This window comes from Streptomyces sp. (assembly GCF_031181705.1).
Classification (GTDB): Bacteria; Actinomycetota; Actinomycetes; order Streptomycetales; family Streptomycetaceae; genus Streptomyces.
Genome location: NZ_JAPSKN010000097.1, coordinates 1 through 22,422, shown reverse-complemented (window position 1 = coordinate 22,422; position 22,422 = coordinate 1). Strand labels below are relative to the sequence as shown.

20 protein-coding genes and 2 tRNA genes are annotated in these 22,422 nt (G+C 72.2%); 4 read left to right on the top strand and 18 right to left on the bottom strand.

The features are described 5' to 3' along the window. Positions 1-464: 464 nt before the first annotated feature. The 3 genes from RIN80_RS18760 to leuS form a co-directional block, all read right to left on the bottom strand. The gene (locus RIN80_RS18760; RefSeq protein WP_309096755.1) at positions 465-1,310 is read right to left on the bottom strand and encodes a DegV family protein; all 846 of its coding nucleotides are present in this window, start codon (positions 1,308-1,310) and stop codon (positions 465-467) included. A 72-nt stretch (positions 1,311-1,382) separates the two neighbouring features. Next, the gene (locus RIN80_RS18755) at positions 1,383-2,141 is read right to left on the bottom strand and encodes a hypothetical protein (protein WP_309096754.1); all 759 of its coding nucleotides are present in this window, start codon (positions 2,139-2,141) and stop codon (positions 1,383-1,385) included. A gap of 147 nt (positions 2,142-2,288) precedes the next feature. Continuing rightward, positions 2,289-5,171, bottom strand: coding sequence for a leucine--tRNA ligase (leuS, locus tag RIN80_RS18750; RefSeq protein ID WP_309096753.1), 2,883 nt, complete (start codon positions 5,169-5,171; stop codon positions 2,289-2,291). Positions 5,172-5,648: 477 nt separating this feature from the next. Here leuS and RIN80_RS18745 point away from each other — a divergent pair, with 477 nt between their 5' ends. Further along, positions 5,649-6,911 carry a cytochrome b/b6 domain-containing protein gene (locus tag RIN80_RS18745; RefSeq protein WP_309096752.1) on the top strand — a complete coding sequence of 421 codons (1,263 nt, stop codon included), beginning with the start codon at positions 5,649-5,651 and terminating at the stop codon, positions 6,909-6,911. Continuing rightward, positions 6,908-8,518: an NADH-ubiquinone oxidoreductase-F iron-sulfur binding region domain-containing protein gene (locus tag RIN80_RS18740; RefSeq protein WP_309096751.1), complete on the top strand. Its 1,611-nt coding sequence runs from the start codon at positions 6,908-6,910 to the stop codon at positions 8,516-8,518. Before RIN80_RS18745 ends, RIN80_RS18740 begins: the two co-directional genes overlap by 4 nt. 123 nt (positions 8,519-8,641) lie before the next feature. Here RIN80_RS18740 and RIN80_RS18735 read toward each other — a convergent pair. From RIN80_RS18735 to RIN80_RS18690, 10 genes are all read right to left on the bottom strand, one after another. Next, a tRNA-Ala gene (locus RIN80_RS18735) sits at positions 8,642-8,714 on the bottom strand. A 118-nt stretch (positions 8,715-8,832) separates the two neighbouring features. Further along, positions 8,833-9,066, bottom strand: coding sequence for a hypothetical protein (locus RIN80_RS18730; protein ID WP_006136074.1), 234 nt, complete (start codon positions 9,064-9,066; stop codon positions 8,833-8,835). Positions 9,067-9,069: 3 nt separating this feature from the next. Next, positions 9,070-9,243 carry a hypothetical protein gene (locus tag RIN80_RS18725; protein ID WP_309096750.1) on the bottom strand — a complete coding sequence of 58 codons (174 nt, stop codon included), beginning with the start codon at positions 9,241-9,243 and terminating at the stop codon, positions 9,070-9,072. A 200-nt stretch (positions 9,244-9,443) separates the two neighbouring features. Beyond that, positions 9,444-9,516 (bottom strand) — tRNA-Ala (locus tag RIN80_RS18720). A 75-nt stretch (positions 9,517-9,591) separates the two neighbouring features. Then, entirely contained in the window at positions 9,592-10,263 is a 672-nt protein-coding gene (locus RIN80_RS18715) for a histidine phosphatase family protein (protein WP_375141734.1), read from the bottom strand. Then, a complete protein-coding gene (rsfS, locus tag RIN80_RS18710; RefSeq protein ID WP_309096748.1) occupies positions 10,254-10,700 on the bottom strand; it encodes a ribosome silencing factor in 447 nt (148 codons plus the stop codon). The genes RIN80_RS18715 and rsfS overlap by 10 nt, the downstream gene beginning before the upstream one ends. Before the next feature lie 104 nt (positions 10,701-10,804). Continuing rightward, the gene (locus RIN80_RS18705; protein WP_309096747.1) at positions 10,805-12,511 is read right to left on the bottom strand and encodes a LytR C-terminal domain-containing protein; all 1,707 of its coding nucleotides are present in this window, start codon (positions 12,509-12,511) and stop codon (positions 10,805-10,807) included. Between the two features lie 16 nt (positions 12,512-12,527). Further along, a complete protein-coding gene (nadD, locus tag RIN80_RS18700) occupies positions 12,528-13,271 on the bottom strand; it encodes a nicotinate-nucleotide adenylyltransferase (RefSeq protein ID WP_309096746.1) in 744 nt (247 codons plus the stop codon). A gap of 85 nt (positions 13,272-13,356) precedes the next feature. Continuing rightward, positions 13,357-13,521 carry a hypothetical protein gene (locus tag RIN80_RS18695; RefSeq protein ID WP_309096745.1) on the bottom strand — a complete coding sequence of 55 codons (165 nt, stop codon included), beginning with the start codon at positions 13,519-13,521 and terminating at the stop codon, positions 13,357-13,359. Between the two features lie 176 nt (positions 13,522-13,697). Beyond that, positions 13,698-13,856 carry a hypothetical protein gene (locus RIN80_RS18690; protein ID WP_309096744.1) on the bottom strand — a complete coding sequence of 53 codons (159 nt, stop codon included), beginning with the start codon at positions 13,854-13,856 and terminating at the stop codon, positions 13,698-13,700. A gap of 125 nt (positions 13,857-13,981) precedes the next feature. On the opposite strand from RIN80_RS18690, the gene RIN80_RS18685 reads away from it, so the two are divergent. Beyond that, positions 13,982-15,106: a M48 family metallopeptidase gene (locus RIN80_RS18685; RefSeq protein WP_309096757.1), complete on the top strand. Its 1,125-nt coding sequence runs from the start codon at positions 13,982-13,984 to the stop codon at positions 15,104-15,106. A 49-nt stretch (positions 15,107-15,155) separates the two neighbouring features. On the opposite strand, the gene RIN80_RS18680 is transcribed toward RIN80_RS18685, so the two are convergent. The 5 genes from RIN80_RS18680 to proB form a co-directional block, all read right to left on the bottom strand. Next, on the bottom strand, positions 15,156-16,226 hold the full coding sequence (locus tag RIN80_RS18680; protein ID WP_309096743.1) for a hypothetical protein: 1,071 nt from the start codon (positions 16,224-16,226) through the stop codon (positions 15,156-15,158). An 87-nt stretch (positions 16,227-16,313) separates the two neighbouring features. Continuing rightward, positions 16,314-16,919 (bottom strand): hypothetical protein, encoded by a 606-nt coding sequence (locus RIN80_RS18675; RefSeq protein WP_309096742.1) that lies wholly within the window; start codon positions 16,917-16,919, stop codon positions 16,314-16,316. A 143-nt stretch (positions 16,920-17,062) separates the two neighbouring features. Then, entirely contained in the window at positions 17,063-18,349 is a 1,287-nt protein-coding gene (locus tag RIN80_RS18670; RefSeq protein ID WP_309096741.1) for a glutamate-5-semialdehyde dehydrogenase, read from the bottom strand. A 95-nt stretch (positions 18,350-18,444) separates the two neighbouring features. Continuing rightward, positions 18,445-18,903, bottom strand: coding sequence for a hypothetical protein (locus tag RIN80_RS18665; protein WP_375141733.1), 459 nt, complete (start codon positions 18,901-18,903; stop codon positions 18,445-18,447). A gap of 146 nt (positions 18,904-19,049) precedes the next feature. Continuing rightward, positions 19,050-20,156 (bottom strand): glutamate 5-kinase, encoded by a 1,107-nt coding sequence (gene proB, locus RIN80_RS18660; protein ID WP_309096756.1) that lies wholly within the window; start codon positions 20,154-20,156, stop codon positions 19,050-19,052. A 317-nt stretch (positions 20,157-20,473) separates the two neighbouring features. On the opposite strand from proB, the gene RIN80_RS18655 reads away from it, so the two are divergent. Further along, positions 20,474-22,422 (top strand): hypothetical protein (locus RIN80_RS18655; RefSeq protein WP_309096739.1); only part of this gene is annotated, 1,949 nt, incomplete at its 3' end.

The following is a 22,422-nucleotide window of genomic DNA, read 5'->3' as shown; positions in this document are numbered from 1 at the left end:
GGGCCCGGGCTCAGGCTGGGGCGCGGGGCGGGCCCCGGCGTCGCCCCCGGAACCAGGCGGCCCCTGCCCCGACTCCCGCCGCTCCCCCGCCCGTTCCCCGGGGTCGGCCCGCCTCACGGGCTCGGGGCGCTCCGCGAACATCGCCTCCGCCCGACGGCGGAGCTCGTCCCCGGAGGGGTGCCCGGCCCGGCCACGGGCCACCGGCCGGTGCCGGCGGTGACGGACGCGTCCGTCGGACGCGGGCCCCCGGCCCGGCCCACTGGTCGCGGTAGCTGTGCGTGAACGTGATCGAAGTGCCATGCGACGAGGATCGGACACTCCGTCCCACCCGCGATGATCATGGCCAATTCCCGGGGACAACCGTCCGCTTGTGGACAACTCCGCCACCCACACGGGTGGCAGGAGGAGCACCGACACGCTTCAGAGGAGCCCCGTCACCCCTGCGGAAAGCCCCACCGCAACGTTCACCGCGGCGAAACCACGACCCCCAGCAGCCCGGGCCCCGTATGCGCCCCGATCACCGCCCCGACCTCGCTGACATGCAGATCCGCCAGCCCGGGCAACCGCCCCCGCAGCCGGTCGGCGAGGGCCGACGCCCGGTCCGGGGCGGCGAGGTGGTGGACCGCGACATCGACCTGGGCGCTGCCCGCCCGGTCGGCGGCGATCTCCTCCAGCCGGGCGATCGCCTTGGACGCGGTCCGCACCTTCTCCAGCGGTTCGATACGGCCGTCGGCCAGCTGCAGCAGCGGCTTCACCGCGAGCGCGGAGCCCAACAGGGCCTGGGCGGCGCCGATCCGGCCGCCGCGGCGCAGGTAGTCGAGGGTGTCGACGTAGAAGTAGGCGGACGTGCCGGCGGCGCGCTTCTCCGCCGCGGTGACGGCCTCGTCCACCGTGCCGCCCGCCTCGGCGGCCTCCGCCGCGGAGAGCGCGCAGAAACCGAGCGCCATCGCGATCATGCCGGTGTCCACGACCCGCACGGGCACGGGCGCCCGCCGCGCGGCGACCACGGCCGCGTCGTACGTACCGGAGAGCTCGGCGGAGAGATGGAGGGAGACGATGCCGGTGGCGCCGGACTCGGCCACCTTGCGGTAGGTCTCCTCGAACACCGCCGGGCCGGGACGCGAGGTCGTCACCGGCCGACGCTTCTGCAAAGCCTGGGCGAGGGCGCGCGTCGAGATCTCGGTGCCCTCCTCCAGCGCGCGGTCACCGAGGACCACCGTCAGCGGGACCGCCGCGATGCCGTGGCGCTCCATCGTCCGGGCCGGCAGGTAGGCCGTTGAATCGGTGACGATCGCGACATGGCGGGACATGAGCTGGAGGTTACCTGCCGTCATGCCCGTGTGGCAGCCCGGACCCCGCGCCCTGTCCCACGCGTGGCGGGATCAAGTGGTGCTCTCGGGGCGGGGCTTCTTCTGCCAGGGGTAGGCGGGACGCGGTGCCGCCGGGGAGATGGCGGGCCGGTCCGGCTCCCGCTCCGGGTCCGGCTGCGAGGTCTCCGGCCAGGTCTGCCCAGCCGCGGGAGCATTGGCGGCCGGAGCCTCGGGCCACGGCTCGGAGGCGGACGGCGAGGCGGAGGCCGAGGCGGACGGCGGGTCCGTCGTGGTCCAGTGCCGCAGGGCGCCGGCCTCCACGTCGATCTGCGCGCTGAGGGTGTCCAGGTCGTCCCCCGCGAAGCGGCGGGCGCGGTCGCGGACCGCCCAGCGCAGCGCGTCCGCCGACTGCGTGATGCGTTCGGTGCGCTCGCGCAGCTGGGGCAGGCGCTCGCGCAGTGCGGTGCGGTCCGGCTCGGACTCCAGGCGCTTCAGCTCGCCGTCCAGCTCGTGGCCGTGCACGCTGAGCCGCTGGAACAGGCCGATGGACTCCTTCACGGACTCGTCCTCGACGACGGCCGCGTTCAGCGCGTCCTGGGTGGCGCGCATGGAGGTGCGCAGCTTCAGCCGCAGCTGGGCGAGCTCACCCGCGGCGCCGGGCTGGGCGAAGGACTTGGCCCGCAGGGTGTGGTCCTCGACCGTGCGCCGGGCCTGGGTGATGCCGCGGTCCACGCCGCGCTTGGCGGCGCCGACGGCCTTCACGGTGGCGTACGCGCCGAGCGCGACCAGGAGCACGAAGAGCAGGGCGAAGACTGCGATCACTGCTTCCACAAGGGCTCCTCCTCAGGGCGCCACGGCACCTCACATCGCTCTTCCACGGTAAACGCAACAGGCAGGCCCGGAGTTCCAGAAAAACCCCGAACCTGCCCGTAGAGGACCACTAGGGGACACCCCGAGTGCGCCCGGACGCCGTGTGGCTCACGCCGGAACGATGTTCACCAGCTTCGGCGCGCGCACGATCACCTTGCGGATCCCGGCCCCGTCCAGTGCGGCGACGACCTTCTCGTCGGCCAGCGCGACCTTCTCCAGCTCGTCCTCGGAGATCGACGGCGAGACCTCCAGCCGCGCCTTGACCTTGCCCTTGATCTGCACGACGCAGGTCACGGTCTCGTCGACCACGTACGCCGGGTCGGCCACCGGGAAGTCCTGGTGGACGACCGAGTCGGTGTGCCCCAGCCTGCGCCACAGCTCCTCGGCGATGTGCGGGGCCAGCGGCGCGACCATCAGCACCAGCGGCTCGGCCACGGAGCGCGGCACGGGGCCGCCCACCTTGGTCAGGTGGTTGTTCAGCTCGGTGACCTTGGCGATGGCGGTGTTGAACCGCATGCCCTCCAGGTCCCCGCGCACCCCGTCGATCGCCTTGTGCAGGGCGCGCAGCGTGTCCTCATCGACGTCGGCGTCCTCGGCGTCGACGACGGTCACCTCGCCGGTCGCCTCGTCGACGATGTTGCGCCACAGCCGCTGCAGCAGCCGGAACTGGCCGACCACCGCGCGCGTGTCCCACGGCCGGGAGACGTCCAGCGGACCCATGGCCATCTCGTACAGGCGCAGGGTGTCCGCCCCGTACTCGGCGCAGATCTCGTCCGGAGTGACCGCGTTCTTCAGGGACTTGCCCATCTTGCCCAGCAGGCGGCTGACCTTCTCGCCCTGGTGGTAGTACGCGCCGTCGCGCTCCTCCACCTCGGCGGCCGGCACCGCGATGCCGCGGCTGTCGCGGTACACGTAGGCCTGGATCATGCCCTGGTTGAACAGCTTGTGGAACGGCTCGGCGGAGGAGACGTGCCCCAGGTCGTACAGGACCTTGGACCAGAAGCGCGCGTACAGCAGGTGCAGCACGGCGTGCTCGGCGCCGCCGACGTACAGGTCGACACCGCCGTGCGGCTGGCCCTCGCGCGGGCCCATCCAGTACTGCTCGATCTCCGGGTCGACCAGCTTGTCGCTGTTGTGCGGGTCCAGGTAGCGCAGCTCGTACCAGCAGGAACCGGCCCAGTTGGGCATGGTGTTGGTCTCACGCCGGTACTTCTTCGGCCCGTCGCCCAGGTCCAGCGTGACGTTGACCCAGTCCTCGTTGCGCGACAGCGGCGTCTCGGGCTGGGTGTCGGCGTCGTCCGGGTCGAAGGTGCGCGGCGAGTAGTCCTCGACCTCGGGCAGCTCCAGCGGCAGCATCGACTCGGGCAGCGCGTGGGCGATGCCGTCCTCGTCGTAGACGATCGGGAAGGGCTCGCCCCAGTAGCGCTGGCGGCTGAACAGCCAGTCGCGCAGCCGGAAGTTGACGGTGCCCTCGCCGACCCCCTGGCTCTCCAGCCACTCGGTGATGCGGGCCTTGGCCTCGACGACGCCCAGGCCGTCCAGGGAGACGCCGGCGCCGGCGGAGTTGACGATCTTCGCGTCGTAGGAGGAGAAGGCGTCGTCCCAGGTGGACGGGTCGGTGCCGCGGCCGTCGGTCGGCTCGACCACGCAGCGGATCGGCAGCTCGAAGGCGCGGGCGAAGGCGAAGTCGCGCGTGTCGTGGGCCGGGACGGCCATGATCGCGCCGGTGCCGTAGCCCATCAGCACGTAGTCGGCGATGAAGACCGGGACCTGCTCGCCGTTGACCGGGTTGGTCGCGTAGGCGCCGATGAAGACGCCGGTCTTGTCCTTGGCCTCGGCCTGGCGCTCCACGTCGGACTTGGACGCGGCCTGCGCGCGGTAGGCGGCGACGGCCTCGGCCGGGCTCGCGTAGCCGCCGGTCCACACCTCGTGGGTGCCCTCCGGCCAGGCGGCCGGGGTGAACTTCTCCACCAGCGGGTGCTCGGGCGCCAGCACCATGTAGGTGGCGCCGAACAGGGTGTCGGGGCGGGTGGTGAAGACGGTGATGCGCTCGCCGTCGATGGGGAAGTCGACGCGGGCGCCCTCGCTGCGGCCGATCCAGTTGCGCTGCTGCAGCTTGATGGCCTCGGGCCAGTCCAGCGCGTCCAGGTCCTCCAGCAGCCGGTCCGCGTAGGCGGTGATGCGCATGTTCCACTGGCGCAGCTTGGCCTTGAAGACGGGGAAGTTGCCGCGCTCGGAGCGGCCGTCGGCGGTGACCTCCTCGTTGGCCAGCACGGTGCCCAGGCCGGGGCACCAGTTGACCGGCGCGTCGGAGGCGTAGGCCAGCCGGAACTCTCCCAGGACGTCGGCCTTCTCGGCGGCGCTCAGCTCGCTCCACGCGCGCGTGTGCCCGGGGACGGGCCGCTCACCGGACTCGAACTGCTCGATCAGCTCGGCGATCGGGCGGGCCCGCCGGGCGTCGTGGTCGTACCAGGAGTTGAAGATCTGCAGGAAGATCCACTGGGTCCACTTGTAGTAGTCCGGGTCGATCGTGGCGAACGACCGGCGCTTGTCGTGGCCCAGGCCCAGCCGGCGCAGCTGGGCCTTCATGTTCTCCATGTTGGCTTCGGTGGACACGCGCGGGTGCGTGCCGGTCTGCACCGCGTACTGCTCGGCGGGCAGGCCGAAGGCGTCGAAGCCCAGGGTGTGCAGGACGTTGTGGCCGGTCATCCGCTGGAAGCGGGCGAAGACGTCCGTGGCGATGTAGCCCAGGGGGTGGCCGACGTGCAGGCCCGCACCCGAGGGGTACGGGAACATGTCCATGATGAACTTCTTGGGCCGGGCGACGGTCTCCGGGTCGCCCGCCAGGTCACCCTTGGGGTTGGGCGCGGCGTAGGTGCCGTCCGCGTCCCAGAAGTCCTGCCAGCGTGCTTCGATCTCGGCAGCCATGGCGGCCGTGTAGCGGTGCGGCGCGGCCACCTCGGAGGTGGCAGCGGGGTTCGTCTCGCTCATGATCCTCAAAGCTCCATCGATCGTCTCTGCCTGCGGCTGTGTCGTCGAGAAACGAAAAATCCCCTCGCACAGGAGGGGACGCCGCGCCGATTCCGGCCACTCGACTCACCCGGTGGCCGGGACTGATCAGCGCGGCCCGCTAAGCAGAAGGCGTACGGCACGCATGGCGTTAGGGTACCGCAGGCCCTCAGCGCGCCGCGACGCGCTTCGGACGGGCCCCTCGACGCTCGATCCCACACTCGCAAAGCTGAACCAAGGTCAAGAGTTACTTCGCGTAACAGTAGCTAAGGGACATCGCAACAACCGCATTGTCCTTTGATAACAACGCAATAACTCAAACCTCCTACCCATCGGTATGGCTCCGCTTAGAGTGCGGCAGCGGGACCGCTTTCCCGAACCGCTCGGAGTTGCCCCCATGAACCCTCATCGCAGTACCCCCTCACTCCCCCCGGTCGCCGGGATGTGGGGAGGCAGGTCGTGAACCCCAACGACTCCACGGCAGACGACTCCTTCGCCGAGTTCCTCAACTTCGGCGCGGGCGTGCTGTCCCTCGTGTGCCTGACCTGCTCGGTGATCTGGGGTCTGGTCGCCCAGGACCGGATCCTGCTCGACGCGCGCCGGCGCATCCTGGCGCAGGCCGTGCACCGGACCACGGCCGTCGCCTCGATCGCCTTCCTGCTGGTGCACATCGGCGTGAAGCTGGCGCTGTCCCACACGTCGTGGATCGCCGCGGTGATCCCCTTCGGACTGCTGTTCACCGACGAGGAGCTGGTCGCGGGCCGGTCGTTCCTGATCGGCCTGGGCACTCTGGCGGGCATGCTCATGATCTTCGTGGGCGTCACCGGCGTGCTGCGCAACCGCTTCGCCTCCCCCGCGCCGGTCGCGGCCCGCTGGCGCGCCATGCACATGCTGGCCTACCCGGCCTGGTGCGCCGCCCTCGTGCACGGCCTCTACGCGGGTCGCGCGGCCAAGCCGATCTTCGTCGTCCTGTACTGCCTGTCCCTGCTCGGCGTGGCCGCGGCCCTCGCCCTGCGCGCCGCTCCGCGCCCGGTCAAGCGCAAGGTCGCCGACCGGGTCGCCGCGCTCATCGGCCCCGGTGAGGGCCAGGGCCGCCGCGACCTGGAGGAGAGCCGGGCCCGGGCCGGCGCCGGCTCCGCACTGCCCGGCTACGAGGGCCGGGGAGTCCGCGCGGCGGCCGCGGCGTCCGCCTCCGCCCCCCGGTACGAGAGGGCCGAACGCCCCGCACCCCAGGAGTCCGCGAACGGCTTCGCCGCGGCCTACCGCGCCGTCTCGGGCCCGCCGGTGGAGCAGGCCTACGCGCCGGGGCCGACCACCAGCATGGAACTTCCGCTGGATCTGCAGCCCACCGAGACCATCCCGACCGTGGACGGCCCCTCCAGCACCTCCGGCAACTGGCCGATCCCGTCCCCGCCCCCGGTCGGCGAGGCCCCGCCGTCGGCCTACGACCCGCTCCAGGACACCGGCTTCAACATCCCGCCCTACGACCCCGTGCGGGACGCAGGACAAAGCATCCCGGCCTATGGCAATCCAGGCGTCTCCGGTTACGGATCGAGTGACGTGTACGACACGGGTGAGACGAACGCGGTTCGCGACACGTACTACCCGAACGACACGTACAACAGCGGTCCCGCCACTGAAACACTGCCCGGTGCGTCCTACGACTTCGACGCACCGGGATCGGGCGAACCTTGGAACACGCCTTCCGGAGGCTTTAAGTGAACGAGGCCCTGCCCGACGTACCCGAAGTCCGCGTCGTCGGTCTTCCCCAGCTCACGTCGGGCTTCGACCTTGTCGATCGGCTCGATCTGCCCATGCACCTGAAGGTGCACGGGCCGCTCGAGCCGATGGGCGGAGAGCAGCTCGCGCAGCTCGCCGAACGCATCAACCTCAGAGGCCGCGGCGGCGCGGGCTTCCCCTTCCACAAGAAGCTGCGCTCGGTCGCCGAAGCGGCGATCAAGCGCGGCGTCCGGCCGGTCGTCGTCGTCAACGGCAGCGAGGACGAACCGGCCTGCCGCAAGGACACGGTGCTCATCAACCGTGCCCCGCACCTCATCCTGGACGGCGCTCTGCTGTGCGCCGAGGCCCTGGGCGCCCGCACGCTCGTGGTGGGGGTCACCCGGGAGTCGACCCAGCGCTCCATGGAGGCCGCGCTCGCCGAACGCGGCCTCAGCAACGGCCGCCGTTCCGCACTGCGCGCCCGCGTGCAGCGCAACCCGGTCCGCATGGTCACCGGCGCCGCCGCGTCGCTGATCCGCTCGATCGACGGCGGCCCGGCCGTCCCGCCCGGCCGCAAGGTCAGCGCCTCGCAGAACGGCGTCGGCGGCGCGCCCACGCTGCTGTCCAACGCCGAGACCTTCGCCCAGCTGGCCATCGCCGCCCGCATCGGCCCGGAGCGCTACGGCAACACCGGCCTGTACGACGAGCCGGGCACGGTCATGCTCACGGTCTCCGGGGCGGTCGCGCGGCCCATGGTGATCGAGGTCCCCACGGGCGTACCGCTGCGCTACGTCCTGCAGCTGGCCGGCGCCCCGCCGGTGCCGCAGGGCGTGCTCACCGGCGGCTACCACGGCAAGTGGATCGACGCGGCGACGGTGAACGAGGCGATCGTCTCGCGCAACTCCCTGGACGCGGTGGGCGGTTCCCTCGGCGCCGGGGCGATCCTGCCGATCAGTCAGGACACCTGCCCGCTGGGCGAGTCGCTGCGGGTCGCCCAGTGGCTGGCCGAGGAGAGCGCGGGCCAGTGCGGCCCCTGCTACCTCGGCCTGCCGGCCGCCGCGCGCGGCATGGAGGACATCCTCAACGGCGGCGGCCCGGCCGCCCTGGAGGCGCTCAAGCAGGTCGCCAAGAACGTGAAGCGGCGCGGCGCCTGCTCCCACCCGGACGGCTCCGCGATGTTCCTGGAGTCGACCATCAAGGCGTTCACCGACGACCTCGCGGCCCATGTCCTCGGCAACGGCTGCGGACGGCGCGTGGAGGGCGTTCTGCCGCTGTTCGAGGGCGGCAGGGCCCCGACGGGCATCCCGGGCGGCGGCGAGTCCGAGGAGAACGGCCCGAGCCGCCAGAAGATCTACGTCGACTGGACGCTGTGCCGGGGCCACGGCCTGTGCGCGGACATCCTCCCCGAGGTGTTCCAGCTGGGCGCCGACGGCTTCCCGACGGTGGCCCAGGCGCAGGTGCCGCGGTACGCCGAGGCCAAGGCTCTCCGTGCGGTGCGCCGCTGCCCGGCGCTGGCCCTGCGCATCGAGGAGGACACCCGGGGCCAGGCCCCGTCCCGCAACCTCCCGGTGCTCTCCCAGGGCCGCGGCCGCCGCGCTCTCGGCCGCTGAGCGGACCTGCGGCGGGCTCTCCTGCGGGAGAGCCCGCCGTACGCGTACCCGGCACGGGAAACGGGCGTGGGCACAACGAGAAGGCGGGCCATCCGATCGGATGGCCCGCCTTCTCATCTGCTGTGGAGCTAAGGAGAATTGAACTCCTGACCTCCTGCATGCCATGCAGGCGCTCTACCAACTGAGCTATAGCCCCTTGCGGTGTTGCCTTCCGGGTTTCCCCGGCGGCGACGCCAACTTTACTGGTCCTGCGGGCCCAACACCAAATCGATTTCCCCTTGCCCGATATGACCGCTTTGCCGCACCTTCGCCTCTCAGGCCGTCACGAACGAGTAGAACCGCTTGAGCGTGCAGTGCTCCTCCAGAAGCCGGCCGTAGATCGGCTCGCCCTCCAGCTCGCGGTACGTCTCGATCGGGTCGCCTTTTATGATCAGCGCCCGCGCGCACTCCTCGCACCAGTACTGGTAGTCGGGATTGATCGGCTCCATGTCGCGGACGATCGGAGTCCCGCTGCCGCACCAGTCGCACTTCCGCCTGTGGGCACCCATCGATCAGCTCCAGCTGTGGCCGCAGGCCGTGCACACGTAGGAGATCCCGCCGTTGTCGCCGAGCATCTGGGCCACGTGCGCGGAACCGCAGGAAGGGCAGCTGAGGCGGGTGGACATGTCCCCTGTCAACGCCGCTCCGAGGAGGTGGTCGACCTCCTCGAGGATGCTCGCAGGCATCGGTGCTCCTCCCGTCGGGCCGCGCCCCCTTCCGGCCGTTTGATTCTGCCACGGCCGGACCAATACGGTCAGCGACGCCGCAGTACCAGTCCGGACACGGCACGCGTCGCGACCGTAGAGGTATACGCCTCAGCAGGCCCGAGTGACTCAACCCGGGGCACGAAAAATCCCGCCCCCTGGACGGGAACGGGATCTTGACGTGGAGCTAAGGAGAATTGAACTCCTGACCTCCTGCATGCCATGCAGGCGCTCTACCAACTGAGCTATAGCCCCTCGTGTTCCTTCCCGGCGGGCCGGGCGAACAAGAAGAACTTTAGCCTGCGACCTGCCGGAAAGTGAAATCCGGGGTCAGTCGTCGTCGCCCAGCACCGGTTCCGGCAGCGTGCCGGCGTTGTGCTCCAGCAGCCGCCAGCCGCGGGCGCCTTCGCCGAGCACGGACCAGCAGCAGTTGGAGAGTCCGCCGAGGCTCTCCCAGTTGTGCGGCTGCAGGCCGAGGAGCCGGCCGATGGTCGTGCGGATCGTGCCGCCGTGGCTGACCACGACGAGCGTGCCGTCCTCGGGGAGCTTGTCGGCGTGCCGCAGGACCACCGGGGCGGCACGGTCGGCCACCTCGGTCTCCAGCTCGCCACCGCCCCGGCGCACGGGCTCGCCGCGCTTCCACGCGGCGTACTCCTCCCCGTGCCGGGCGATGATCTCCTCGTGCGTCAGGCCCTGCCAGACACCCGCGTAGGTCTCGCGCAGGGACTCGTCGTACGTGACGTCGAGGCCGGTGAGGGCGGCCAGCTCGGCGGCCGTGCGCGCGGCCCGGCTGAGGTCGGAGGCGATGATCGCGTCCGGCTTCAGGCCCACGAGCAGCCGGGCGGCGCGGCGGGCCTGGGCGACACCGGTCTCGGTGAGTTCGACGTCGGTGGTGCCCTGGAAGCGGCGCTCCACGTTCCACGAGGTCTGGCCGTGCCGCCACAGGATGATGCGGCGGCCCCGGCCCGGTGTGGCGGCCTCGCTGAAGGCGTTCACCGCCAGTCTCCGTCCAGCTGTGCCGCCTCCTCGGCCGCCTGCAGCTTGGCGTGCTGCTCGGCCTTGCCGCGCGTGGCCTTGGCGTCCTCGGGCAGGTCGAGCTCGGGGCAGTCCTTCCACAGCCGCTCGAGGGCGTAGAAGACGCGCTCCTCGCTGTGCTGGACGTGGACGACGATGTCGACGTAGTCGAGCAGGATCCAGCGGGCGTCGCGGTCGCCCTCGCGGCGCACCGGCTTCGCGCCGAGCTCCTTCTGGAGGCGCTCCTCGATCTCGTCGACGATCGACTTGACCTGGCGGTCGTTGGGCGCGGAGGCCAGCAGGAAGGCGTCCGTGATGGACAGCACGTCACTGACGTCGTAGGCGACGATGTCGTGCGCCAGCTTGTCGGCGGCCGCCTGGGCGGCGGTGGTGATGAGCTCCTGGGAGCGGTCGGTCACGGTCACTACAAGGCTTTCGGTCGGCGGTCGTTTGCCCTCAAGGGTCTCACGGTCCGCCGGGCGCCCCCCACGCGATGACGCGGATCACCTGGGGGGCCGGTTCCCGCCGCCTATCCGGAGGCGGGCTCGTAGTCCTGGCCGAGGACCACCGCGACGTCGGCGCTCGCCGAGATCCTGCCCTGGGCGACGGAGCTCTCGGGCAGCCCGAGCGTCTTGGCGACCTCGGTGGCGTTCGTCTTGTCGGCGGCGTCGGCGTAGACGACCTTCGAGGTGGACCGGGCGCCCGCCGTGCCGCCCTCCAGGAAGGTGAAGCCGCCGTTGAGGAGCACCACGCGGGCCTTCTCGGTGTTGTCCTCGACGCCGGTGGCGTTCTGGACGAAGACGCTGACGGCGGCGTCCTTGTCGGGGCTCTTGGCGGTGCCGCCGAGGACGTTCCTGACGATCCCGGCGCCGGTCTGGGCGCTGAGCGTGCCGTCGCTCTGCACGGGCAGCAGGTCCGTCCGGTAGTCGCCGCCCTTGGCGAGGTCGGAGAGCCGGGCCAGGAACGTGCCGAGGTCCTTGTCGGTCAGGGACGGGTCGAGGATCTGCGCCAGGGTCTGGATGGTGGTGGTCGCGGCCCCCGGGTCGGAGGACATCTTGCGCAGCACGCCCTGCATGACCTGCCCGAACCGCTCCAGCTGGGCGTTCTGGGACTCGCCGGGGGCGCGGTAGGTGGCGTAGGCGACGGCCATCTTGCCGCTGAGCGTCCGGTCGCGGCCCTTGTTGACCAGGGGGGCCTCGCCCTCGTTCTTCGCGGCGGGGTCGGGGACGTCGGCGTTCGTGTCGACGTCGATGGTGCCGACGAGGTCGACGAGGTTCTGCAGGTAGGGGGTGTCCAGGCGCCAGGTGCCCTGGATGTCGGTGCCGAGGACCGCGTCGAGCGCGTCGCGGGTGCCGTCGGAGCCGTCGTCCTCGACCGACTTGGCGAGGGTCGTCGTGGTGCCGTCGTCGCTGCTCAGCGCGAGCGAGTTGGGCAGCAGGACGGTGGTGCCGCGTTGGGTGGTGGTGTTGTCGACGAGGAGGGCCGTGGCGGTGCCGTCGCCCTTGGTGTCGTGCAGGTGGACGACGATGACGTCCCGTTTCTGGGCGCCGGCGGCCGTCGCCGTGCCCGTCGCGGAGTCGTCGGAGGACAGGCCGGGCAGCTTGCCCGCGTACCAGAGGTAGCCGACCCCGCCGGCCGCGGCGAGCGCGAGGACGACGGCCAGGGCGACGATCCGGCTGCGGGCGCGGCGGCGGGCCTCCTCGCGGCGCTCGGTGCGGTTCTCGGTGAACTTCAGCCAGTCGATGACGTCTTCGGAGTTGTCGTCCGGTTCCTCGACGAAGGCGAACTGCTCGGTGTGGTACTCCCGGTCGGCCTGTTCCGGGTCGGTGTCCTGCTCCTCCGCCGCCGGGCCGGCCTGCTGAGGGATGTGCGCCGTCTGCCGGTCGGTCTGCTCGGCGACGCGCGCCGGGGCCTGCCCGTACGGGTCGTGGGCGGCGCCCTGCGGCCGGCCGTCCTGGTGGGGTCCGGAGGCGTACGGGTCGTAGCCGTACGGGGCGGCCGGCTGCTGCTGTCCGGCGCCGTAGTCGTACGCGGGCGGCTGCTGCTGCCCGCCCGTGGCGTAGGGGTCGTAGCCGTAGCCCTGCTGGTGCTGCTGGGCGTACGGGTCGTAGCTCTGCTGCTGGGTCTGCTGGGCCTGGACCTGCCGGTAGACCGGCTGTCCGAACTCGTCGTAGCCGACGAGTTCGTACTGGTCGGCGCCGTAGCCCGCGGCCCCCGCGTCGTATCGGTCGTTCACCGGTGCCCCTCTCGGCTCACTCGCCGCGGTACAGCTCGCGCTTGTCGATATAGCGCACGACTCCGTCCGGCACCAGGTACCAGATGGGGTCCCCCTTGGCGACTCTCGCACGGCAGTCCGTGGAGGAGATGGCCAGGGCGGGGACCTCCACGAGCGAGACGCCGCCCTCGGGAAGTCCGGTGTCGTCGAGGTGGTGGCCGGGCCGGGTCACCCCGATGAAGTGCGCCAGGGAGAACAGTTCCGCCGAGTCCCGCCAGGTCAGGATCTGGGCGAGGGCGTCGGCGCCGGTGATGAAGAACAGGTCGGTGTCCGGGTTGAGCGCGCGCAGGTCGCGCAGGGTGTCCACGGTGTAGGTGGGTCCGCCGCGGTCGATGTCGATGCGGCTCACGGAGAACTGCGGGTTCTCGGCGGTCGCGATGACCGTCATCAGATAGCGGTCCTCGGCCGGGGAGACACTGCGGTGGCTCTTCTGCCAGGGCTGGCCGGTCGGCACGAAGACCACCTCGTCGAGGTGGAAGGCCGCGGCGACCTCGCTGGCGGCCACCAGGTGCCCGTGGTGGATCGGGTCGAAGGTGCCGCCCATGACGCCCAGGCGGCGCTTGCCCGGCCGCGCCGGGCTCTTGCCGGGGCCGTCGATCTGGCGGGTCGCCGTGGCGGCACGGCGGGGCGCCGAGTGTCGCTCGGTGCCGCTCGCCGTGTCCGGTGCCGGGTCGTGCGGCGTCTCGTTCGCCGGACCGGTAGGCATGTCCTGCTCTCCCATGCGTGCAGACCCTACCGGCCCCGCCTGAGGGCTCCGGCCGCCCCCGTGGTCCCCGGGGCACCCTCCGCGGGGTGCCCGGCCGGACTCAGCGGTCGCGGTTGAAGCGCGTGGTGATCCACAGCAGGAGCAGCAGGATGAAGAGGGCGGCGCCACCGGTGAGGTACGGGCTGAGGCTCTCGTGGTTTCCGCCGTGCTCCTCGCCCTCGGCGGCGAGGGTGACCAACTGGGCAGCGGCGCTGTGGAAGCTCATCTTCGGCAGGACCTATCGCGTGTGGGCGGGTTAAAGACGTCGGCTCATCGTAAGCGGGCGCCTCGGCCGCGATCACCCCGACTCCGCCTGTTCGTGCCCCGAAACCCCGCGGCACCCAAGCACGCGCTCGCACCGGCCCGGTCCCGGAACCCGGTGGGGGGAACCTTCGCGCTGCCTCAGTCGTCCTTCCGTCTGTAGCCACGCAGCAGGAACCACGCGGTCACCGCGCAGCCCACGATCATCACGAGCAGAACGATCCGGAGGACCCCCGGTCCCCCTTGCCGGTCGGCGGCGCTCGCGGCCTCGGCGAGCCAGGCGGCGGGGTGGTGCTCCATGACGGTGGTTCCCTTCGCTGTACTGCCCGACCACCGTAACTCCGCCTAGGCTGGCCTCAGCCTCGGGGAAGCAAAGGGCCGCACAAGGGGCCGCAAAGGTCATCCAGACGCACATGGGGGAAGACATGTCCGACGGCCACGACCAGGACGGGCACGAGCAGGTGCCGAGCCGGCAGCGCAGGCGCTTCCCCGGGATCTCCTCGCGGGCCTACGAGCACCCGGCCGACCGCTCCGCCCTGGTGGCGCTGCGCAAGCTGAGCGGTTTCGACACGGTGTTCAAGGCGCTCAGCGGCCTGCTCCCCGAGCGCAGCCTGCGGCTGCTGTTCCTGTCCGACTCGGTACGGGTCTCGGACCAGCAGTTCGCCCACCTGAACGCGATGCTGCGCGACGCCTGCCACATCCTGGACCTGGAGAAGGTCCCGCCGATGTACGTGAACCAGGACCCGCAGCCCAACGCGATGTGCATCGGCCTGGACGAGCCGATCATCGTCGTGACGACGGGCCTGGTCGAGCTGCTCGACGAGGAGGAGATGCGGGCGGTCGTCGGCCACGAGGTGGGGCACGCCCTGTCCGGCCACTCGGTCTACCGGACGATCCTGCTGTTCCTGACCAGCCTGGCCGTCCGGGTGGCCTGGATCCCGCTGGGCAACCTCGCGATCATGGCGATCGTCACCGGACTGCGGGAGTGGTTCCGCAAGTCGGAGCTGTCGGCGGACCGGGCGGGGCTGCTGGTCGGGCAGGACCTGCAGGCGTCCATGCGGGGCCTGATGAAGATCGCGGGCGGCAACCACCTGCACGAGATGAACGTGGACGCCTTCCTCGCCCAGGCCGAGGAGTACGAGGCGGGCGGTGACCTGCGCGACTCGGTGCTGAAGATCCTGAACGTGCTGCCCCGCTCCCACCCGTTCACGACCGTCCGGGCGGCCGAGTTGAAGAAGTGGGCCGAGTCGCGGGACTACCAGCGGATCATGGACGGCCACTACCCGCGGCGCGACGAGGACAAGGACACCTCGGTCCGGGACTCCTGGCGCGAGTCGGCGAACCACTACAGCACGCAGGTCAAGAGCTCGAAGGACCCGCTGATGAAGCTGGTCACGGACCTGGCGGGCGGCGCCGGCGACCTCGGCGACCGGGTGCGCCGGGGCTTCGGCGGCTTCACGAACTCGGGCCCGAGGCCGCCCGGGGGCTCTCAGCCGCCGGGTCCGTCGGACAGCCGGGGGGACGACGCGCCGCCGCGCGACGACCGGTGAGCCGCTCCCTCAAGGCCTCGGAACGCGTCCGTGTCCCGCGGGCCGGCGCTCACACCTTCGGCTGCGCGCTCGTCGCCAGGGAGCCGCACAGGGCCGTGGCGCTGCCCGTCGCGTAGGGGTCGGTGCCGGCGGGGCCGCCCTCCTTGGCGGTCTGGCCGGCCAGGAGGGGCCGCAGGTGGTGCGTGGAGTCCTCGGCGCAGGACAGCGGACCCGCCTGGACGTAGGAGACGACCAGCTGGGCCTGGTGCAGGCGGAGGTCGTCGCGGTCGAAGCGGAACTGCAGCTCGCGCCGGACGGTGAACAGCGACACCGCGGCCTCGTCCCCGGCCCCGGCGGGACGCAGCGCGTACACGAACGTGTGATCGGCGGTGACCTCCAGTGTGGACGCGTCGGTCTCGGCCGCCTGGAGCGTGCCCTGGACGCGCACCCGGCGGTCGGCCAGCTCGGCCCGGGAGGGGTCGAAGCGCACGAGCCAGCCGGTGGGCGCGTGCCGTCCGTCCGCGGTGGGGCGGGCGAAGCTCTGGTCGAACTGGTCCAGCTGGTCGGGGTCGAGCAGGACCCGCACGGCGCGGATCTCGCCGCCCGTGATCACGTCCGGGTCGAGGGCGGAGCGGACGACGTAGTCCTTGGCCGTGGACAGTGCGGTCACGACCTGGCTGTCCGAGAAGTGCGCGGTACGCCGCGAGGGGGGCAGCGGCACGCCCTCCGCGCCGGTCTTGAACTGCGCGGCGGGGCTGTGCGCGTACAGGTACGCCGGGTCGGCCGTGCCGGGCACCCTGCCCTCGGGCGCGAGCGGGATGACGGTCATCCGCAGCGGCTCGGCCGGCTCCCTGGCGGCCGGTCCCTGGTAGGGGTGCCGCACGCCCATGTAGATCGCGGTGCCGAAGGCGACGGCGATCAGCAGGACGAGGACCAGTGCCTGCCGGGACAGGCCCCGGCGCAGGGGCGGGCGGGGGCGCACGGCGGGCGCGTGGTCGGCGATGCGCTCCTGCGCGGAGTACTCCTGGAGACGGGCAGCACGGACGAACGACTCGTCGAAGACGACGGATCGGTACTCGTCCTCGCCACCTCCGGGAGCGCCCTCGGGTGTCCCCTCAGGTGGGTCTCCAAACCCGCCCATATCTTCAGGGTAGGTCGCCGCGAGCCCGGGTAAACGCCGGGCTGCTCCACAAGTTTTGACAGGTTCTCGCCAATGGGCGGCTTCCGGTCAGGGGGTGCGCGGGATCACCGAGACGGCCGGCTGGGAGTAGTCGGCGGAAGCTGAGGGGGCCGCCCCGCCACCCTGTTCCAGCCCGGTCGAGGCGGGCGGCGGCACGGGGCCCTCGCGGTTCGAGGACGCCCCGCGGTAGACCGCGGTGAAGGCGAGCGCGACCATGCCGATCCCCATCACGAGGGCGAGCAGCCAGGCGACCGGGCGATGCCAGCGCACCTGTTTGGAGTACGGTCCACCGTCGCCGTAGTGGTCCTCCAGGAGGCCGGGCTCGTCCAGGTCGTCCAGGTCCGGATCACGGCCGTAGGCGCCGGGGCCGTCCGGGCCGTACCCGTCGTCGTACCGCTCGCCCCTGAGGTGGGCGCGGCGGGCGGCCTCCGCCTCGGAGGCCTCGGCTCTCGCCTGCGCGGCGGCCAGGAGACGCTCCACGGCGGTCGGCTCGTGCACCACGGCCGCGCGTACGAAGGCCTCGTCGAAGACCACGGAGGCGAACTCTTCGTCCGACACCCCGCGGTCGTGGTCGTCGTCGGGCTCCCGGCCGTCCGGAAACGGCGTGCCCCCCACGTCCTCCGGCACGCATCCAGAGTAGACCTGAGGGGTCATTTTGGGCAGACGGTATGGAAATTCATCCGCCGGTCGAGACGGCTCGCCCGCGCCTGCGCACGGCGCGCGACCGGGTGGTCCGCCCCCGGCGCACGCGCCTGCGCCGTCCCGGCGTTCGGGTGACCCGGCGTCCCGGCGCCCGGTCAGCGGCGGACGTGCCCGTCGCCGGTCACGATGTACTTCGTGCTGGTCAGCTCCGGCAGGCCCATGGGGCCGCGGGCGTGCAGCTTCTGCGTGGAGATGCCGATCTCCGCGCCGAAGCCGAACTGACCGCCGTCGGTGAAGCGGGTGGAGGCGTTGACGGCGACGGTCGTGGAATCGACCAGTTGGGTGAAGCGGCGGGCCGCCTGCTGGGAGGTGGTGACGATGGCCTCGGTGTGGCCGGACGTCCACAGCCGGATGTGCTCGACGGCCTTGTCCAGGGAGTCGACCACGGCGGCGGCGATGTCGTACGACAGGTACTCGGTCTCCCAGTCCTCGGCCGTCGCCTCGACGACGGTGGCCTTGGAGTCCTCGGCGTACGCCATGACGCGCTCGTCGGCGTGGACGGTGACCCCGGCCTCCGCGAGGGCGTCCAGGGCGCGCGGCAGGAACGCGGCGGCGATGTCCTGGTGGACCAGGAGGGTCTCGGCCGCGTTGCAGACGCCGACCCGGTGGGCCTTGGAGTTGATCAGGATCTCGACGGCCATGTCGAGGTCGGCCTGCGCGTCGACGTAGACGTGACAGTTGCCGGTGCCGGTCTCGATGACCGGGACGACGGACTCCTGGACGACCGTGTTGATCAGCGAGGCGCCGCCGCGCGGGATGAGCACGTCGACCAGGCCCCGGGCGCGCATCAGCTCGCGCACGCTGTCGCGGCTCTCGCCGGGGACGAGCTGGACGGCGTCGGCGGGCAGCCCGGCCCCGCCCACGGCGTCGCGCAGCACGCGCACCAGGGCCGTGTTCGACCGGTACGCGGAGGAGGAGCCGCGCAGCAGGACGGCGTTGCCCGACTTCAGGCAGAGGGCGGCGGCGTCGACGGTGACGTTCGGCCGGCCCTCGTAGATGATGCCGACGACGCCGAGCGGCACGCGCACCTGGCGCAGGTCGATGCCGTTGGGCAGCGTGGAGCCGCGGACGACCTCGCCGACCGGGTCGGGCAGCGCGGCGACGTCGCGCACGTCGGAGGCGATGGCGCGGACCCGCTCGGGGGTGAGCGTGAGCCGGTCGATCATGCCCTCGCTGATGCCGGCCTCGCGGGCCCTGGCGACGTCCTCGGCGTTGGCCTCGACGATCTCGCTCGTGCGGACCTCCAGCGCGTCCGCGATGGCGAGCAGCGCGTCGTCCTTCTCGGCCCGCGGCAGCGGCGCGAGGCTCGCGGCGGCGGCCTTGGCGCGGTAGGCGGCCTCGGTGACCGGGGACATCGAGTCGTACGGCGAGAGCGTGGTCATGAGGGAAGGGTAGTGCGCCGGGCGGGGGTGTTCCTCGCGCGTTCCACACCCCGAGACACTCCGGGACACCCCGCGAGACCCGATGCCGGGCCGGGTCAGAACGGGTGGACTCCGACGGGTGAGGCCGGGGGCGGCCCGTACCCCTCGGCGACGCGCTGGTGGTAGGTCGCGCGGTCGATGACCTCCAGGCCGACGATCTCCCAGGGCGGCAGTCCGGCGGTCTGCCGGTGCTCGCCCCACAGCCGCAGGGCGACGGCGGCCGCGTCGTGCAGGTCGCGGGCCTCCTCCCAGTAGCGGATCTCGGCGTGGTCGACGGCGTAGCGGCTGGTCAGCAGGAAGGGGTGGTCGTGGGCGAGCTGTTCCAGGGCGCGCCGGACCTCGGGGAGCGGGGCCTCCTTGCCGGAGACACTGAGGGTGACGTGCCACAGGCGCGGGGTGTCCGCGGGTTCCCCGCCCTCGAACCGGTCTCCGGCCGCCACGCTGGCCAGGGCGCGCTCCTCGCCGGCCGCGCGGGAGCCGGTACCACCACGGGACGCCGGCGTCCCAGGGCGCACTCGTCTCACGACGGCCTCCTTCGGTCAGTGGCGCTGTCAGTGGCGCGGCTGCGGAACAGTTCCCTGGGACAAAGTTGAGCAGGCCGCAAGGGTTCGCGTGGCGGTTTTGCGGAACGTCCACCACCGGGGGCGGACGTTTCGCCCCATTACGGGTGCAGGACCACCAGGTCGTCCCTGTGTACGACCTCGCGTTCGTACGCGGGCCCGAGGTCGCGGGCGAGTTCCCGGGTGGAGCGGCCGATCAGCCGCGGGATCTCCTTGGCGTCGAAGTTGACCAGCCCGCGGGCCACCGCGTGCCCGGTGCCGTCCCGCAGCTCGACCGGGTCGCCGGCGGTGAAGTCGCCCTCGACGGCGGCGATGCCGGCCGGCAGCAGCGACTTGCGGCGCTCCACGACGGCCTGGACGGCGCCGTCGTCGAGGGTCAGGGCGCCCTGCGGGGTGGAGGCGTGCTGGAGCCACAGCAGCCGGTCGGCGGAGCGCCGGCCGGTGGGGTGGAAGAAGGTGCCGGTGTCCTGGCCGGTCAGGGCGTCGGCGGCGTGCACGGCGCTGGTGAGGACGACCGGGACGCCGGCGGCGGCCGCGATCCGGGCGGCCTCGACCTTGGTGACCATGCCGCCGGTGCCGACACCGGCCTTGCCCGCGCTGCCGATCTCGACGTGCGCGAGGTCGGAAGGGGCGCGCACCTCGGCGATGCGGGAGGTGCCGGGCCTGCCCGGGTCGCCGTCGTAGACGCCGTCCACGTCGGAGAGCAGCACCAGCAGGTCGGCGTGGACGAGGTGGGCGACCAGGGCGGCGAGACGGTCGTTGTCGCCGAAGCGGATCTCGTCCGTGGCGACGGTGTCGTTCTCGTTGACGATCGGGAAGGCGCCCATCGCCAGCAGCTTGTCCAGGGTGCGCGAGGCGTTGCGGTGGTGGGCGCGGCGGCTCATGTCGTCGGAGGTCAGCAGCACCTGGCCGACGCGGACGCCGTAGCGGGCGAAGGAGGCGGTGTAGCGGGCGACCAGCAGGCCCTGGCCGACGCTGGCGGCTGCCTGCTGGCGGGCCAGGTCCCTGGGGCGGCGGCGCAGGCCCAGGGGGGCGAGTCCGGCGGCGATGGCGCCCGAGGAGACCAGGACGATCTCGCGTTCCCCGCCGCTGCGCACCTTGGCGAGCACGTCGACCAGCGCGTCCACGCGGTCCGCGTCCAGGCCGCCCGAGGCGGTGGTCAGCGAGGAGGACCCGACCTTGACGACGATCCTGCGGGCCTCGCCCACGGCCTGCCTTGCCCCTGCCACGTCGCCGCCCGTCCCCTCGCTGCGCTCCAGTCCCTCACCAGGCAATCTACGGGACGCGCGGGCAGGACGCGGAGCCGGTCCACGCTACGGACGGTGCGGACGGGGTCACAGGAGCGTGGACGTCGCGCTTCGGGTCCGCCCCACGACAGGAACGGATTGTTCCGCGACGGTCCGACGGCGCGGCGGGGCGCGGAGGCCCTCCCGGCCCGAGGACACGCGCGTGTCGTCCGGAGGTAGCCGCGCGTTAACCCGGACGGCCGACCTCGCGCCGAACCGACGCTCTGGGAGTGACCGCAGTGCCCGTACCTCTTCTCCGCCCGCCGGCCCTTCTGAAGGGGCTGGTCACCGTCGTCCTGGCCGCCGCGTTCGCCGCCCAGGCGGTCGCGGCGCTGCTGCCCCACGTCCCGCTGCTGCTCGCGGCGACCCTCGTGTCCCTGGCCGTCGAGGGCGTCCTGTACCGCTGGCAGCGCGGTGTGCTGGCGCTGTTCGCCAAGTCGCACGCCGACAGCACCGTGCGCCACGTCCTGCGGGACCTGCTGCTGGTCGTGGCGCTGCTGCGGCTCGGCGAGCAGGACCGGGAGACGGTGTACGCACCGCTGGTGGGCGGGCTGCTCGCGTTCTACGCGCTGCACTGCGCGATCCAGGCGGTCTCCGCGCTGGTGCGCCGCACCCGCACGCTGCCGGTGGTGACCCGCAACATCGACGCCTCGGCGCTGCGGCTGTCCCCGGCCCCGGCCGTGCTGCTGCGCCGCCCCGGCCTGCGGCTGCTGGTGTTCGGCCTGCCGGCGACGGCCGGACTGCTGGCCGGCGCGGCGGGCGACCGGCCGGTCCACGCGGCCGCGGGCGTCGCGCTGTCCCTGCTGCTGGCCGTGACCGGGCTGGGCGCGCTGCTGCTGCGGCTGCTGCCGGGGCGCCGGCCGGCCGACGAGCAGCGGGTGCTGGAGTGGTTCGACGCGTGGCTGGCCTCCTACCGGCCGACGGTCGGCCTGTACTTCTCCGGCGGCGCCTCCTCGGCCTACCAGGCGAACATGTGGCTGGAGCCGCTGGCGAGGCTGGACGGCCGGCCGGTCATCGTGCTGCGCGAGCGGTTCATGGTGCAGAAGATCGCGGCGACGGACATCCCGGTCGTGTGCCTGCCGAAGGTGTCCACGCTGATGCGTCTTGAGCACTCCACGCTCCAGGTCCTCATCCACCCCTCGAACTCCGGCAAGACCTCCCAGGTGCTGCGCATCCCCACGATCAAGCACACCTTCGTCAACCACGGCGAGAGCGACAAGCTGTCCTCGTGCAACCCGTACGCGAAGGCGTACGACGAGGTGTGGGTGGCCGGTCCCGCCGCGCGCGAGCGGTACGCACTGGCCGAGGTGGGTGTCGAGGACAAGGACGTGGTGGAGACGGGCCGCCCGCAGCTTGACGGGGTGCTGCCCTACGCGGGTCCGCCGGCCGGGGCGTGCGCGACCGTCCTGTACGCGCCGACCTGGGAGGGCTGGGACGGCAACCCCGGCAACACCTCGGTGATCGCGGCCGGCGAGAACCTGGTGCGGGCGCTGCTCGCCGAACCGGGCGTGCGGGTGCTGTACAAGCCGCATCCGCTGACCGGGTCGGTGGACCCGCGCGCGGGCGCGGCCGACCTGCGCATCCGGGAGCTGATCCGGGCGGCGAACCGGGAGCGGGCGGTGCCGCGTCCCCCGGCCGGGGCGGAACTGGCGCGGCGCACCGCCGAACTGGACCGGCTCACCACGTCCGACTTCCGGCCCGGGGCCGACACGGTGGAGCGCATGCTGGTGCAGTCGGCGCCGGAGCCGGGCCGGGCGGAGGCGGTGGCCCGGGCGACCGCCGCCTGGGAGGAGGCCTACTGGGCTTCGCTGCCGGAGGGCGAGCACCAGGTCATCACGGACACCCGGCCCGGGCTGTACTCCTGCTTCAACGCGGCCGACCTGCTGATCAGCGATGTCTCCAGCGTGATCAGCGAGTTCCTGGCCAGCGAGAAGCCGTACGCGGTGGCCAACACCAGCGGGCTGTCCGAGGACGCCTTCCGCGCGGCGTTCCCGACGGTGGCGGCGGCGACCGTGCTGACGCCGGACGCGGCCGGGGTGCCGGGTCTGCTGGAGACGGTGCGGCACCCGGAGAAGGACGAACTGGCAGAGGCGCGAGCCGAGTTGAAGCTGCGCCTGCTGGGTCCGGCCGAGCCGCCGTCGCAGGAGCGCTTCAACCAGGCCGTACGGGCGCTGTGCGCGAGGGCCCG

Coding starts and splice junctions, on each gene's coding strand:
- nadD (WP_309096746.1), bottom strand. CDS start 13,271: ATGGGAGAGCAGGACATGCCTACCGGTCCGGCGAACGAGACGCCGCAC.
- RIN80_RS18730 (WP_006136074.1), bottom strand. CDS start 9,066: ATGGGTGCCCACAGGCGGAAGTGCGACTGGTGCGGCAGCGGGACTCCG.
- RIN80_RS18675 (WP_309096742.1), bottom strand. CDS start 16,919: ATGACCCCTCAGGTCTACTCTGGATGCGTGCCGGAGGACGTGGGGGGC.
- RIN80_RS18680 (WP_309096743.1), bottom strand. CDS start 16,226: ATGGGCGGGTTTGGAGACCCACCTGAGGGGACACCCGAGGGCGCTCCC.
- RIN80_RS18690 (WP_309096744.1), bottom strand. CDS start 13,856: ATGGAGCACCACCCCGCCGCCTGGCTCGCCGAGGCCGCGAGCGCCGCC.
- RIN80_RS18695 (WP_309096745.1), bottom strand. CDS start 13,521: ATGAGCTTCCACAGCGCCGCTGCCCAGTTGGTCACCCTCGCCGCCGAG.
- RIN80_RS18760 (WP_309096755.1), bottom strand. CDS start 1,310: ATGTCCCGCCATGTCGCGATCGTCACCGATTCAACGGCCTACCTGCCG.
- leuS (WP_309096753.1), bottom strand. CDS start 5,171: ATGAGCGAGACGAACCCCGCTGCCACCTCCGAGGTGGCCGCGCCGCAC.
- RIN80_RS18725 (WP_309096750.1), bottom strand. CDS start 9,243: ATGCCTGCGAGCATCCTCGAGGAGGTCGACCACCTCCTCGGAGCGGCG.
- RIN80_RS18685 (WP_309096757.1), top strand. CDS start 13,982: ATGTCCGACGGCCACGACCAGGACGGGCACGAGCAGGTGCCGAGCCGG.
- RIN80_RS18670 (WP_309096741.1), bottom strand. CDS start 18,349: ATGACCACGCTCTCGCCGTACGACTCGATGTCCCCGGTCACCGAGGCC.